The organism is Clostridium nigeriense (assembly GCF_050585245.1).
Classification (GTDB): domain Bacteria; phylum Bacillota; class Clostridia; order Clostridiales; family Clostridiaceae; genus Clostridium; species Clostridium nigeriense_A.
The window spans coordinates 1-16,420 of record NZ_JBNOOF010000012.1; the positions used below are offsets into that span (position 1 = coordinate 1).

Consider the following 16,420-nt stretch of genomic DNA (forward strand, 5'->3'; position numbering starts at 1 on the left):
AAATCATATATGGTAGACATGAATGGAGATTCTTATAGAATGAAAGAAACCAAAAAGTGGCTAACAGAATCAAAAAATTGAGTTGCCTAATTTACATTTTTACCATATACTGATGGCTGACTTTTTAATGATTATTTGGTTACCTTCTAATGTATAAAATACAATCAGCGTAGAGAAATAATTTTTGACTCCTTTTCTCTAGTTCTTTATCTAATTCATCTAACATTATATTAGATATAAGTTGGCTCAAAGGACCACCTTATGGTGTTCCTTTTTAGCTTATAAATATTAATTATTCCAGATTTAAGGTATTTTCTTATCATTCTTAGAACTCTCTTTTCTTACATATCTTTTGATAATTTATACATAATATGTCGGATTAACTTTATCAAAGAATTTCTCTAGGTCTATCTATAAACCATATATAATAATCTTCATTAATGTAAGTTTCTATCTTTTATATGGCATCTTTCGTCTATCTCTGAGGACAGAAGCCTAAACTATTTCCCTAAAATTTCTCGTCATAAATATATTTCAACTCTTGAGAAGCTGCTTGTTGAATAAATTTATGCAAAACTGTTAGTATTCCTAATAATCTAGTTCGGTATTTCAATTCTTCTGACTAGCATTGGCTTATACTCATCATTTAGAATACTTTCTTTTATTGATAACCAATTATCTTTAAGAAATTGTCTAAGTTTATAGACTGTCATTCCATCGACTCCATGGCTATCCTTATTTGAAATAACTTTATTCATAGCTATAATTAAGTTATTTCTTGATAGTATTCTCTCTAATGAGCCATATTCAAATTTACAGTTTTCATCCTTATAAGTTACCGAGAATACTCTATGTACTCTGAAAATATTTTCAGAGTACATCCTATCTTTTACAATAAAGCCTAAATATTTAGTTTTCTACAATCTTTAATTATTCTACGAAACTTTCAAAACTTCCTTAATAAATATTACTTAGTTCCATGTAATCAGGATGGATTGCTACTTATTGATTCTTTAAGTAAAGAAGTTAGTTTAGATGAATGGTCTTCAAAAGATTTATTTAATTTCTATGTATAATAGGATATTCCCAAGTTATAGTTAATATTTTATCTTACAATTACTAAGTATACTTTCTATTACTATATTATACTTACTATTTATCGTATAGATTAATAGGCTAAGAATCTAGTAATACCAATGAATAAGATCATTTTTATATTTTATAAAATTACAAAATAATTATATAACTTTATTCACAAATTTTATAACTTTAAATATTATTTTTATAACTTTACCATAATAATAAATAAAAAGTGAGTTCAAATACTAAAATATAAATATTTGACATATTTTTATATTAAAAAAGCCAGATAAAATATAAAATTTTACCTGGCTTTCTCTAATTTATGTATAAGTAATTTTTTTTGAGTATACACAAATAAACCTACAATATAAATTAAAAAAATCGATATCATAAGTTAAATTGTTAGAAGTATATTTTGAATGTCTTCATCGATATCAGAATAAGATAAATCATTTTTACTAATATCATTATTTAAATATTCAAAGGCTATATCGCTCACCCTTAGATTAGCTCTATGTTGTTTAAAGGCATTAAATTCTTCGATTACAGATTTAACAACAGCAACAAGATAGGCTGGAAGAGATTTGATATTCTCTCTGCTACGGTGAATTTGAATAGCAATATATTTATTAATAATGATTTGAACAACTCTTTCTTTTAAAAACCATTCCTTAATTGTAGATATTGCTCTAACAATATGAAGTATATTAACTTTAGTTAACGTAATACCTGCAAAGTTAATCTTTGATTTAACCAATTCAAGCTCTTTATAGTTATATAGAGCTAATAGTTCGTATTGAGAGTTATCATTTTCAACTTTCTCTATCACGTTACAAGAGAATGAAAATTTAAAATTACTTATTTTAGATGGAGCTATATCATTAGATCTTAGCTCATCTGAAGTATCAATAAATAAATCTTCATATTTAGATAGCATTGATTGAATAGTATATTTTGCATAATACTTACATTTAGTTTTTAATATAGTCATCCACTTAGAATTTGGTTTAAATAAATTCATTACAAATTTATTATAAGATTTTGCTGCTTTACTATCGCAAAGTTGAGCTAAATAAACTAAGCATCTTTTCTCTATAGCTTTCATTTTATGAAATGATGAGGATAGAAAAAACTCTCTAATGCTTGTATAACCTTTATATTCAACAGATTGATCTATTGATATAGTATTATATTTTGATTTTGTCATATTCTCCATATTAACTAAAGTCCATGATGAAAGTTCAATATCATATGAAAGAATATTTAACTCAATAAGTTCATCAATATTATTAGAAATAGTTTTATAAGATACTTTAACGTACTTTTTTACTTGATTAACTAAATCAGCCTTATTATTAGTATATGTTTGGATAAGATATTTACCTTTAACTTCACTAGAAATATGAGCTAGGGCCACATATACATCAATAATATAATAGTTTTTAGATTCTAAAATAATCTTATCTATATGTTCATTACTAAGTTTAGTTGCCATTACAAATTCACCTCCTTTTTAGTATAAAATTAGATAATATAATTGTATTAAAAAGTTAATAAATATGCAAAAAAGGTCATTTTTCCAGATATATATGTAGAAAATTGAACTTTTGAAACCAAAGCATAAGGGTTTGAGAGCACTTTTCCAGATATATATGTAAAAAAGTGAACTTTAGGTAAAATCCAGTAAATACAAGGGTTTCCGAGATTTTAGTAATTTCAGATTTGAAAAATCATAAAATTTTAAAGCAATAATTCCAGATATATACGTAACTTCTAGAACTTTAGCCCTAAAAAATTATATTTTAAAGCAATAATTCCAGATATATACGTAGATTATTGAACTATTGAGTGAAAATATAAGAAAAATAATAAAAAAATTTTTTAAAAAAAACTAAAAAAATTATTAAAAACAGTAAATTTTCCATGAATATATGTAAAAAACAGAACTAAAAAATAAATCATATAAAATAAACAGTAAATTTTCCATAAATATATGTAAGAAACAGAACTTTTTCCAGACATATACGTAAGAAATAGAACTTTTTCCAGATATATACGTAGATTATTGAACTGAATTTAGATATTTATTTAATATATTAATTGAAATAAGTTTAAATAATAGATTTATTTTATATAATCAATTATTATATAAATAGATAACAAAGATAGTAGGTGTAATATGATTAAGAAATTAGAAGAAGAAGTAATAAGTAAGTTTAAAATTAAATATGAACAGTTAATAAATAAAGACTTTAATGATTTTTATAGTGGTCTAGCAATTCAGCTTAATCAATTATACTATTCAATGGATAAGGATTTAGTTATAAAAAATTTAAAATATAATAATATAAGAATGACTAAAATTAGATGGGTAAAGAAAATACTAACGGATAAAAACAGTAGTATTAAAAAAGAAATAGATTCTGCAAAATTGCACTATCAAAAAGTTTCATCAAAAGAGATGTCAATTGAAAAGTTTGAAGCATTTTATGGAGCTAAGAATATTGATGAATATATTTTATCAAAAACTAAGTATTTAGAAGAATGGAAAAGTAATGAACATGCATTACTTACTGAATTTCAATATATTAGTTCACTTAGCAAAAGATCTATAACTGCGGCCTTTAAAAATGATATATTATTATTTTTTGTAACTAAATGTAAAGAAGAAGAAATAAAAAATAAAACAGTAACCTTAATACCAAGCATATTGTCAGATATACCTATAGATACAACATCTAGAATAGATTTTTTATCTGATGAACAAAAAAAATCATTAGAGGAATCTCCAGATATAATTAATCCATCAACAATAGATAAATTAATAATGATAGGAGAGGAAGATCAAGATAAAATTTTAATGCAACTTGAAAAAATGACATATCTAGAGATAAAAAGAGGTGCAAGGGCAGATAAGTTTTTAGATATGATGACTCAAATTGCTTTATTAAAATCAGTTAAATATTTAAATTCCGTAGATGTTAACATAATAAGATATTATTACACTCACTTAGAGAAAATGGTACTAGGTGAACCTATTGATAAAACTATATATCAAATAGTTACTGACTTGGGAATGCCTAATACACTTCAATATTATGAATTAGTAGAAAATTCAATAGCAAAGCTTGGGAGTATGAATTTATCATATGATATTGAAGGTAACTCAATTCATGGTAATTTACTAGGTTGTATGATATATGAAGATGGAGGAACAAAAAAAGCAACAGTATATTTAGGACCTATATTACAGGCTGTAGTATTAAAGAAAAGTACTTTTGAATACGATGAAGCAACTTTTAATAGTTTAAGTTCAGATTCACAACAATTAGCTATATGGTTCCAAAAGAGAAGATATAGATCTGCTATTAATAATCAAGGATACAATGATATAATAGCTTTAGGAATGTTTTCTACGGCAATATATTGGAATACTAAGAGAAAAGATAGACAAAGAGATAGAATATTAGCTGCTTTAAAAGAATTAAAAGAGAAGAATCTAATAATTAAAGATTACTTATATGATAAGAAAATATATCAATTTTCAATTGAATATATTCCACTATCACCAAGAGAATTAAGTAAATTAGAAATTAATAATACAAGTCATAGTAATGTATTAAAAGAAGGTAATTATAAATTATTAGAAAAATAATAGAAAGATACACTTTTTAAAAGAGTGTATCTTTCTATTTTATTATTATATTAATATAAAATATTAAATTCTTCACTGTTTTAGATTATTAAAATGAAAAATGAATTAAGGGAAACATATAAAATTATATTTAAATTTAGATGGACATTGAAAGTAGATGAGATCGAAATGGATAATCGACGAGATAGAAAAAAATTCGTAAGAATGGTTTAAGTACTATGTTTTATATAGAGTGAAATGTTATTTAGTGGTATATATTTATATGAAATATTATAATTATAGATACTAAGCGAAAGGCATAAAGTACTTTAATAAGTATTGTAATTAGATGGTACAAAAAAGTTAAATATAATTGAAATAATATAGTAAATACAAACAGATAGGTTATATAACATAAAAAGGTACCTAAAATTGTAATAGTTATAAATAATAAATAAATTTAGATAATAACTGATAAAAATAAGATTAGAGATCAAAAAAGGACTCCCTCTAAAGAGGCAATTATCCATACAGTAATAGAGTATAGTAATATACAACAGATAATTAATATTAGTCTGATAATGTTACATGAAATATAGACAATTTTGTTGATAGTATTAACGATCTATAAACGTTTAAGTATGTTTTTTTCATAATTAATACGATTTTATAAATTTGATAAATTCCAAAAAAATAGTATTTAATATCAAAATTCGACAAATATATAAAGAATAATATTATATAATAAAAAATATAATAAAATATCATAAAGGAGAGAAACTAATGCAAAATGCAGAAAAAATGAGAGTTTTATTAGAATTAAATACTAGGATAATAAGAATAATTGAAGAAAATAAATTTTTCGATAAAGATACATATAATTTAGTAAAAGAATCCTTGAATGCTATTAATGAAAAATTAACTAATAAGAAGTATAGTGTAGCTGTAATTGCAGCTATGAAAGCAGGTAAATCAACACTATTCAATTCAATTTTAGGAGAAGATATTCTACCTAATGAATCAGCAGCATGTACAGTTTCTATGACTGAGATAAAGCATTCTAAAAATAATTTGAGAGAAGTAATTAAAATATATAAAAATGGAAAAAAAGAAGTAATAACAGCTAGTAATAATGAAAGCTTACAAGAGGTATTTTTAAGAGATATAAGAACAACAAGAGAGCAAGGTAAAGTTCAAAAAATTAGAAAATATTTTCTGGAGCATAGAATAGAAGCTTTAAATAATAGTGTATATGACGGACTTGTTGAAAACTTTACTTTAATTGATACTCCTGGCCCAAACGAAGCTAATAATGGAGACTTTGACACTAGAGAACTTAAAGAAACTACATATTATCAATTGAGAAATGCAGATGCTATAATATTTGTTTTAGATTATTCTTCGTATAAATCAGAAACAAATGCAAAGTTATTAAAAGATATATTTGAGGGAAGAGAAGATATAGCAAAGGATAATGATAAGATATTCTTTGTTTTAAATAAACTTGACTCTAGAAGTGATAAAGATAGAGAAGTAAAAGAAATAATAAAGGATATAAAACAATTCATTAGTTATAATACGGGTAATATTATAACTAATCCTAATGTAATAGGAATATCTGCACTTATGGCTCTATATGGTAGAGGAATTATTAATAATTCATTATCAGAAAAGCAAATACAATCATGTGAAGAAAAGTATACTATAAAATATTCAAAGAAAGAAAATCTTAATGGCAGAATGGTATTTGTACCACCAACACTAGAAGAATTAGGTGAAAGTTTATTAAAAGACTCAAATATATTAGAGTTTGAAAATCAAGTTATAATAGATACATTTATTAAGTCATCATCAAAAATGATAGAAGGTGCAAATGAATTAATTGCTAATAAATTAGATTTTGCTAGTGATGATATAAAATCTAATATAGTTATTTTAGATAAGGGAATCCAAGAATTACAACAAGAAGTTATAATTACAAAGAATGAAATAAATAAGATTTTAGATGATTCTAGAGTTGTATTTAATGAAATAGAAAGAAATGTAGCAAGTCTTAATGATGATTTAAAACAAAACGTAAACTCATTATCTAGTGAGGCAAGAGATGTTATTGACAGAACTTTAAGTACATATCAAGATTTATATGAATCTACAGATAAAATGTACTTAGATAATATTTCTAATAATATTAATATATCATGCAGACAAGCTATGGAAAGTTTTGTTCTAAGAAAACAAGATGAATTTATTAGGCAATACACTAATTATAGAGGAAAGCTAAATATAGATTTATATAAGGCTGTTAATGAATTATCAAAGAGAGTTGATGTTATAATTAGAAAGAATTTGGATATAAATATTGAAACTGCAACAATGGTTAACTTTGGAGTAGAAGGAGCAAACTATCAAGGTGATATAGAAAAATATAATACGGAAAATGAATTAATGAGTAATGAAGAGTTCGCATCTCAAGCAAAAAGAGGAGCTACGTTTGCAGCAACTGGAGCTGGAGTTGGTATGAGTTTAGGTGGGCCTATAGGAGCTTTAGTTGGAGGAGTCGCTGGATTCTTAATTGGTATAGGGAGTCATAAGTCATCAGAGCCAATTAGAAGACTAACAACGTATAAGCTAGATACAACTGAGATAAAATCAAATTTGAAATCATTCTATATAGAAGAAAGTGTTAAGCTTGAAAATGGATTTGAAGAATATTTATTAAAGGAAGCTGATGTTATTAGAGATACTATAAATATGGTTTTAAGTAATTTTCAAGAGCAGATTAATATATATCTTGATGGATTAATAAGTAAGTTTGAAGAAGAAAAGGATAAAAGACAAGCTAGTATTAATGAGTTACAAAAATTAAATGAAGAAATAGAATCGTTAAAAGCTCAATTAATAGGTAGCAAATAATGAATATTGAAAATTTAATAAGTAAATATGAAAGACTAGATAAAATAAGTAAAGAATATAAGTTAGATAATGAAGTAAATGAATTTATACAGAAAAATTCTGAGCTTTTAAAAAAAAGTAAAGAAAATCTAGAGAGTAATAATTTTAATATTACAATTATAGCACCAATGAAAGCTGGAAAATCAACATTTATCAATGCATTATTAGGAGAAGAGTTATTGCCAAACGAAAGTGAAGCATGTACTTTCTTTCCTATAGAAATTAATCTAAATTATAATGATAAAAATATTTATAGAGTTTTAAATAATGGACAGAGAGTAAAGATAGGTAATAATGCTCATTATTACAAACTATATAATGATATACGAAAACTTAGAAATGGTCAGCTTGTAATTGATAATTTAGAGAAATATGTTTTAGGATATGAAATGAAAAACATTATTATACCCAAAAATGTAAATATTAAAATCGTAGATTTACCTGGAATTAATGAGGCTAAGGATGATAATAATGAAAATATTATTACTATGTTTGATAATATTTTGAAAAATAGTAATCAAATAATTTATCTTTTCGATATTCAATATTATAAGGCAAGTGAAAATACTGATATTTTAAATAGAATAAAATTATATAGGCCAGACTTAGTTGAGGATATTTTGTTTATATTAACCAAAATTGATATTTTTGATTATGATAAGGGTAAAACTATAGAAGATACAAAAGAAGATATAAAAAGAGTTTTATATCAGATAGGAATTACAAAAGCTAATATAGTTGAATGTAGCTCTAAGCAAGTATTAGTTGCTAATAGTATTAAAAAGGCTTATGAACATGACAAGAATTGTATTATTTATAATTTACTTAATAACAGTAATATAAAATTTGCTAAAAACATTGCTAAAAAGATATCTAAAGCAGAAAGACTAGTTAATGAAAATAGTGAGTACATTACTCAAAATGTTAAACTAAAAAGATATGAAAATAATGGTAAGAGTATCTTGATTCTTCCAGAAATTGATGAAATAATTTATGAGATGGAGTTGAAATCTGGTTTTAAGAATTTATTTAGTGTTATTCAGGATATTATTGATAGATCATCTTTTATAAAAGCGAAAACTAATAATACTATTTATGAAAGGATAAACAATGAATTTCAACATGTTATCAATGTATTAAAAGAAGAAAGTAAAAGTGAAATTAATGTATTAATTGATGATGATAAATTAAAAAAATTTAAAATGTTAAACGATTCTGTTGAGGTTATAAGTAAAATTGAGGATTATGAGAGTGAGGATGTTGACGAAAGTAAGATTGAAGAGGTACTATCTGAATTAGTACGAGATGAAATGGCGTCAATGAGAATCAGGTCATATTATGATACTGAATGGTATCAATATGATGATAATGTTTATGATATAAGAGAAACAATTCCAGGTGGGTATAAAGAAAATTTAGAATATGAAGCATCATGCAATTATAATAAATTAGTAACTGCTATATATAACAACGTAGATTTAATTATTAAGGAAGGTAAAAAGTTTATATTAGATGAAGCTCAAAAATATGTTGATAAGATTAATAGTATTTTACAGAGTATTTATGAGGAAAATAATATAAATTATAATGATAAAATTAGTTTAAATATTGCAGCTAATAGTATTGGAATAATTGAAGTATCAAAGAATTTTACTCCATATGTAAGTTATGAAAGTAAAACTGTTAAAAAAGAAGTTGGATGGTTTAATAAGAGAACTATTTATCATAGAAAATTTAGAATTTATGGAGTTAGTAACTTTAAAAGTCAATGTATGAATGCAGGTGAAGAAACTGTTATGGCGACAGCTAGAGTTATAGCAGAAAAACTTAATATAGATTTGATTAAAGTTATAAATGAAAATATAAGAAATCAGTTAGATAATGATATTGAAATTATTAACAATATTATAAATGAAAAAAGAAATGAAGTTAATGAAATTATTATGAGTATTAAAAAAGTTAATAAGTTAATAGATGATTTGGAAGAGTGTAGAAATATAAAAGTTTTAGGTTCGAAAAATGAAGCGGAATTAGAAGCTGCTATAAGCAATGATAAATGTACTAGAGTACATTCACAAGAGAATTTAAGAGATATTAACAACAATATTGAGGGATCAATTCATCAGAAATCTAAAAATAAAATAGTAAATTTTATTTTTAAATTACTATCATTAGTTTCATATATTTGGATAGTATTTTGGACTATATGTTGTTTATTGAGTGGAATACCTCAAATGGATGATATTATAGTATTGATTGTTTTGAATATTATTCCATGTATATTTCTTATATTTAGATTTATAGCAAAAAAGATAAAGAAAATTAAATAATGAATTTTAATGGAAAAAAGGTACAATTAGATCATATGCAACATTAAAAAAATCATAAGACATATGAATTAATAGTATATATAACATCTTAATTGAGTATTAAAATTAAAAGATAAAACTAATTTTTGGTAGAATTAGGATAGAGTGATCTAATATAGAAAATATAAGTTCATATAAATTGTATGAGAAATCTATTTATTTAGTAATTATAAGAAAAATATATATCCAATAATTTCATAATGAAGATTAAAAAATTTAATGATAGAATAATTTTGTAATTTAATATTTTATTTAACACATAACCGGCTTATATATATGAGTTCGGTGGTATTTAACAAATTGAGTAGATAATCCTTATAGGACTCTTTATAGAGTTTTATAGGGATTTTTTTATTTCTAAGAGTTAGAAAACAGTAAAAAAGATAATAGTAAACAAAAATATAACAGAAGATGAGGTAGATAATATGAAAGATATTGAAGTAATTAATGTAAGAGAGTTAGAAGCTGAATTAAAAAAGCCATTCACTTTTGAAGAGATTGAATGGAGAATAGGTAGTTCTTTTGAACGTAATGGTGAGATTAAGGCATTAGCATTACCATATGTAACAAGTAGAGCTATTATGGATAGATTAGATGCAGTATTTGGCTTAGATGGATGGGAAGATGAATATCAATCCTGGGGTAATAATGCACAATTATGTGCTATTACTGTAAGGATTGGTGATAGATTCATTAAAAAATGGGATGGTGCTGAAAGTACTGATATTGAATCTGTTAAGGGTGGATTATCTAATGCACTTAAAAGAACGGCAGTAAAATTCGGTATTGGTAGATACCTTTACTCATTTGATCCTATTTGGGTACGTTGTGAGATAAAAGGTAAAACTAAGGTTATAGCAAAAGAGGAATTTGATACAACTTTAGCAACTTTTTATAAAAAGCAACTTACTAAAATATATGGAGTAGATATTGCAAATAAGTATTCTAAAAACATTATGAATTCTGGACAAGCTATTCAAACAAATAATGCTAATAGTAATTTCGATGGCTCAATTAGTGGATATAATAATTCAACTAATAATTGGAGTAATGAAAATAATAACCTAAAGCAAGTTAAAAACCAAGCTATTCAATATAACTCTAATAGATTTAATGTTGAAAGTAAGGTTGACTACTTAGGTAGTACAGGTAAATTTAATGGAAAAGCTAATTCAGATGAAATAGTAAAAGATAAAGCAACTAACAATATACATTATTTTCAATCAGAAAATGTAAAACCTAAAGTACCAGGAGCATTCCTAAACTTTATTAAGGGGAGGATACAAGCTACTGGGAAAGAAATAAACTCAATACTAACGTATTATAGTGTAAAAGCTCTTGAAGAACTTAGTATGGAGCAAGCTAATGATTTAGTAGCTAAATTAGGTTAGACATTATGTATTTAACAGTAAAGATATAAGGTAGTGAAAACTGCCTTATATTTTTTATCAAAAATAATAGAGAACAAAAAGATAATAGAAAGAGGATTTTAATATGAAAATTGAAAAGATAACAATGGTAGGATTCAAAGGATATAAAGACAAAGTAGAATATAATTTTTCGGGAAATAAAACAACTATAGTAGGACCAAATGGTTCTGGAAAAACAACAATTGCAGAAGGAATCTGTTGGTGCCTTTATGGTTGTAACTTAATTGGAAATGATAAAGTAGATACACTATTATTAAACAATAATTCAACTGAAATGGAAGTTGAAGTTGAAATTTCAATTGAAGATATATTATATAAGATTAATAGGAGTAAAAAGAAAACCATAAGTATTAAGCTTAATGATAAGAAAATTACTCAAAAAGCATTAGATGAGATTATTCCACAAAAGGAGTTGTTTTTATCAATCTTTAATCCTAAGTATTTCTTAAATCTAACACCAGCTAAGGCTAGAGCTAGACTTATAAGCATGTTACCTAAAATAGATCCTTTAAAGATATTAGAAAGATACAATGCATGGGATAATATGCCTATTATATCTAAATATCAAGGAGATATAAATAATGGTATTAAGGAATTAAGTAAAAAGATTAAAGAGGATAATGATAATCTTAATATAAAGATTGGAGAAGGAAATACTTATATTCAACTAAAAAAGGATATTGAACGTAACAATAAAGACATAGATATTCAAGTATTTATATCTGATGATGAGTTAGAATTAATTGAAAAGCTAGAAGATAAAATAAGAGTTGAAAGAAGTAAAAAGTATGTAGGGGTTTCATCTAAGGAATTAGAATTAAAACTTCAAATACTGAATAATAAATATAGAGAAGTTTCTTTAGAACAGTTTAAATCTGATAATTCTGATTCAATAAGTGAGATGGAATTAGAATTAGCTACAATGAGAGGACAATATAAAATATTGTTGCAAAATCTTAATGAAGCTAAGGAATTAGGTTGTAAATGCAATTCATGTAGACAATCTATACCGGAGGAATTTAAACTTACTCAAATTAATTCAATAGAAAATCAGATACAAAATATTAAATTAATATCTAATGAATATAGTAAATCAATAGGTATAATTAAAAGTATGGATTTAGATAGAAAGGCTGAGTTTGATAAAGATAAGCAGGAACGTCTTAGAGCTATAAGTGAAGAAATAAATTCTATTAAAGCAGATATTAATAATTTAGAAGAAATTAATAGAAAAGCTGAAAGAAAGTTTTTAGAAGCTCAAGAAAGGGCTTTAGAAGAATCTATAATACAATTAGATGGTTTAATTTCAAAAAGACAAGCAGCTTTATCTATAAAAAGTGAATTAGATATAAATAATTCTAATCTAAAGAAGTACAAAGATATGCTTGAAAAGGTTGAAAAAGATATTGAAAGTATAAAGATATCTATAAATGATTTGACTAAAGAAAAAGCAGTTTTAGTTGATTATAATTCATACTACGTTAATTTTATAGGTGGGATTTTTGAGCCCATACTTATTGATACAAAAATACATCTACATAAAATTAATAAGGATACTGGAGAGATAAAAGAAGATTTCTTTATTACATATAAAGATAAAGAGTACTCACTCCTATCAAATTCAGAAAGAATAAAAGTAGGATTAGAACTAGCTAATATGTTTAATATACTTCTGAATAAACAATATCCAACAGTAGTTGATGATAGTGAATCAATATTGAATCTACCAATAATTAATACTCAAATGATAGTGTTTAGAGTTGAAGATATTAATACTATCAATATTATATAATAAATTAAAAATAGGAGTAGCTGATGCTATTCCTATTTTATTGTATAAGTACAGAAACCAATAGTAACCTACCATTAGTATTACTAAAATCACAAGTTGATAAAATTAATATTCTATTAGATTTATTTAGAGTTAAATCATAATTAGTTAATGATTTATTTTTAAGCATATTTATATAAGTTAAATAATCTTCATCAGTACTCCAAAACGTTTGATAATTATTTATATCAGCTGAATCTTTAAAGATTGAGAATACTTCATATTAAAGTATTTCACCTTTAGTAGCAATATAAATTTTATTAGTAGTACTTGGGTTAGAGTATATTTTATGTAAGTCAGCAAACATACTACCATCTTTCAATGGTATTTCTATCTTCAAATTCATTTACATTCGAGTCAATGAAAATTGAACCTGCCTTACTCTCTTCCTTTAGAAAATTATGATTCAGATAGAATGAGTTATAAGTACCTTTAACTATAGGATAGCTGATGTTTGTATTAGGTATATATAGCCATGCAATATAATCAGAGTTAAGTTCTTTTAATTCATCATAAGCTATATTTAAATCATTATTTTCAAAAGGATTAAGATTATTAATACTCTTATATAATCTATCATTATTATAGTATTCTTTTACTGCTTTATAGAAGTTTATTAGAGATATTATAAAAACTAATATAGTAACTATAAGTAGTAGATTTCTTGTTAGACTTTTAAATTTATTAATCATATTTTTAAGTATCCTTCTAAAAGTATTTGTTGATAGTATAAACTACTAATAATAGTTTTATTAATAAAAATTATAAACATAAAAAAGTCCACTTTTAAAAGATAAATAAGAGAACATAATTTAAAGAGTATATTAAAAGTTTATATAATATATTATTTGAACTTTAAGCTAAATAACTGATTAGATATAATATAAAATTTATAAATTTAGGAACACTTTAACTCATAATAGTTTTAAAATAGATTTAATTATGATTTTAAATATATAATGTAGTGTAAAAAGTTTAAGGAATTTCATAGCTTAAAACGTTGTTAATCATCTATTATACTTAATAACTATAGGTATAAATAATATGATGCAAACCGTAATTGTTAAAGATAGCTATGTAAAAGATAAGTATATAACTTTTATGTATTATCTTATTACGTTTCAAATGTAAATAAAAGATTAATGCAATAAGAAGAGTAAAAATAAAAGTTATAAGCTATATTTAGAGCTTACAACTTTTATCTAAGTTAATAATTTTTTGTTATAGATTATCGTAATTCATCCACATTTTTTTAGCAAATGTAATTAGTTTTTCTTTTCTAGCGTTTATAGAATTATGAGTCCATTTACCATTATCAAGAAATTGTTCAAGCTCATTTTGAGTTTTAAAAGGAGCTTTTTTGAAATATTTATTATTCTTAACATTAATATCTGAATTTCCTTTACTTGCATTAGCTGAGATAGGATCAATTGTGAGATTTCCTATTGAATGTAAATATGTGTCAATAAAATTTTCATCTATATTAGCATACACTAATTGTTCTGTAATAACCTTTAAGGTATCTGCTGTAGGTTTTTGAGGTAATATATGTTCTATAGAGAATTTATATCTTTTATTTTGAGATTTAAATACTGAATATGGAATTGGAGCAGCGACAGGTTGCTCAATATCTCTTAGATAATTTTCGTATTTCCAAAAGAAATAATTTTTTATATCAGAAGAATAGTAAGTAAAAAAATCAGTATCCGATATATAATCAATAAAGTCTTTATCTGAGCTAAAGTCTTTAATGGATGATTTTAATTCAGAAAATAAATTATTATAGTCACCATTAAAATCTTTAGCTAATTTATAAAATCTAGATTGTCCCTTGTTTGACATTCCACGTAAAATGTTATAGACTCTAAAGCTAAATATCTCTATTAATCTACAAACCTTTCTAAAATCACGTTTATCTTCAGTTGAATCGAATTTAAATGCTTTAATTAATAATGGATAAAAATTTGCTATATTTCCTAAAATTTGAATATCTTTAATTTCTTCAAAATCACTTTTTAATATGCATTCCATTATTGAAAATGTTTCTCTTAAATTTTTAGTATAATTATCTATATAAGATAAGGTCACATCTTTATTATCATTAGAAATAAGGTAATTTACTTTATTTTTCATCATATCCATGTATATTTGGTATTCTTTCCTTTGTTGAGTAATCTTCCATTCTTCATAAGCTATAAAATTATATTGAAGAATGGAATTTTCATCAATTAAATTATCAATATTTGAATATATTTTATAGATTTCACTAAATCTAGTCTGTATATTTGAAAGTAATAATTCAGGTTCATCAGAAGAGATATATGTTTTATACATGAGAAAGCTTTTAGTTTTTTCCAAATTAGTTAGTTGCTTACCTCTATCATTTGTAGTTTCAAAAATTAATGTTGCTTCAGCCTTATCTTGAACAGAATAAGTCAAAACTTTAGTTTTCTCAATCTTTTCTAATAATTCTTTTAACTGATTTTGATTAAATTCAAAACTTAATCTGTCTGTAAAATATTTTTTTGCAGCATATAATTTTTTTTGCGCAGGTGTTGATATTATATTAGCAGGAACACTATTGTTTTCAAGTATATATGTTGTGAAGAATTCATTATCATCCAATAAAACTTCTAGCTTATATGCTTGTTTATATTTTATATATGTTTCTAGATATATTTCTTTAGTTTCATTTTCACATTCATTATACAAGGACAATAATACATTAATAAATATTATTAGAGTAGTTATTCTTTGTTGACCGTCTACAATTTCAATAATATCATAAGGACCTCGTTTACCTATTTCTTGAAATAGAATTGTTCCAAAGAAGTAATCCTTATTAAGTTTTTGATTTTTAAAATCATCTAAGAAATCAGAAAGTTGTTTCTCGCCCCATGCATAAGCTCTCTGATATTCAGGTATTCTAAAAATCTTTTTTCCATCAAATAAATCATTAAGAGTCTTTTGACCATTTTCCATCTTTATACCACCTTTTAGTAAGTTTATATATATTATTTTACACTAGATTGAAATAGATGGGAAATTGTTTATAAGAAAACAAGTTGCTTGATAGATAATATTTTACAAGTAATTTAATTAGTAAATCGTCTAAGGGATA

10 protein-coding genes are annotated in these 16,420 nt (G+C 24.2%); 5 read left to right on the plus strand and 5 right to left on the minus strand.

Annotated elements, in window-relative coordinates; genetic code table 11:
• Window positions 1–596: 596 nt before the first annotated feature.
• Both ACQPUY_RS15425 and ACQPUY_RS15430 read right to left on the minus strand, forming a co-directional pair.
• Window positions 597–881 (minus strand): hypothetical protein, encoded by a 285-nt coding sequence (locus ACQPUY_RS15425; RefSeq protein WP_430842549.1) that lies wholly within the window; start codon window positions 879–881, stop codon window positions 597–599.
• 596 nt (window positions 882–1,477) lie between these two features.
• Window positions 1,478–2,578, minus strand: coding sequence for a hypothetical protein (locus ACQPUY_RS15430; RefSeq protein ID WP_430842551.1), 1,101 nt, complete (start codon window positions 2,576–2,578; stop codon window positions 1,478–1,480).
• Window positions 2,579–3,262: 684 nt separating this feature from the next.
• Here ACQPUY_RS15430 and ACQPUY_RS15435 point away from each other — a divergent pair.
• The 5 genes from ACQPUY_RS15435 to ACQPUY_RS15455 all read left to right on the plus strand — a co-directional run bounded on the left by ACQPUY_RS15435 (window position 3,263) and on the right by ACQPUY_RS15455 (window position 13,260).
• On the plus strand, window positions 3,263–4,738 hold the full coding sequence (locus ACQPUY_RS15435; protein ID WP_430842553.1) for a hypothetical protein: 1,476 nt from the start codon (window positions 3,263–3,265) through the stop codon (window positions 4,736–4,738).
• A gap of 762 nt (window positions 4,739–5,500) precedes the next feature.
• The gene (locus ACQPUY_RS15440; protein WP_430842555.1) at window positions 5,501–7,630 is read left to right on the plus strand and encodes a dynamin family protein; all 2,130 of its coding nucleotides are present in this window, start codon (window positions 5,501–5,503) and stop codon (window positions 7,628–7,630) included.
• A complete protein-coding gene (locus tag ACQPUY_RS15445; RefSeq protein ID WP_430842557.1) occupies window positions 7,630–9,999 on the plus strand; it encodes a dynamin family protein in 2,370 nt (789 codons plus the stop codon). The genes ACQPUY_RS15440 and ACQPUY_RS15445 overlap by 1 nt, the downstream gene beginning before the upstream one ends.
• 464 nt (window positions 10,000–10,463) lie before the next feature.
• Window positions 10,464–11,429 (plus strand): Rad52/Rad22 family DNA repair protein, encoded by a 966-nt coding sequence (locus tag ACQPUY_RS15450; RefSeq protein WP_430842559.1) that lies wholly within the window; start codon window positions 10,464–10,466, stop codon window positions 11,427–11,429.
• 103 nt (window positions 11,430–11,532) lie between these two features.
• Window positions 11,533–13,260: a hypothetical protein gene (locus ACQPUY_RS15455; RefSeq protein ID WP_430842561.1), complete on the plus strand. Its 1,728-nt coding sequence runs from the start codon at window positions 11,533–11,535 to the stop codon at window positions 13,258–13,260.
• A gap of 37 nt (window positions 13,261–13,297) precedes the next feature.
• Here ACQPUY_RS15455 and ACQPUY_RS15460 read toward each other — a convergent pair whose 3' ends face one another.
• From ACQPUY_RS15460 to ACQPUY_RS15470, 3 genes are all read right to left on the minus strand, one after another.
• On the minus strand, window positions 13,298–13,429 hold the full coding sequence (locus ACQPUY_RS15460; protein ID WP_430842563.1) for a hypothetical protein: 132 nt from the start codon (window positions 13,427–13,429) through the stop codon (window positions 13,298–13,300).
• Between the two features lie 178 nt (window positions 13,430–13,607).
• On the minus strand, window positions 13,608–13,991 hold the full coding sequence (locus tag ACQPUY_RS15465; RefSeq protein WP_430842565.1) for a hypothetical protein: 384 nt from the start codon (window positions 13,989–13,991) through the stop codon (window positions 13,608–13,610).
• Window positions 13,992–14,520: 529 nt separating this feature from the next.
• Window positions 14,521–16,281, minus strand: coding sequence for a DUF262 domain-containing protein (locus tag ACQPUY_RS15470; RefSeq protein ID WP_430842567.1), 1,761 nt, complete (start codon window positions 16,279–16,281; stop codon window positions 14,521–14,523).
• Window positions 16,282–16,420: the final 139 nt, after the last annotated feature.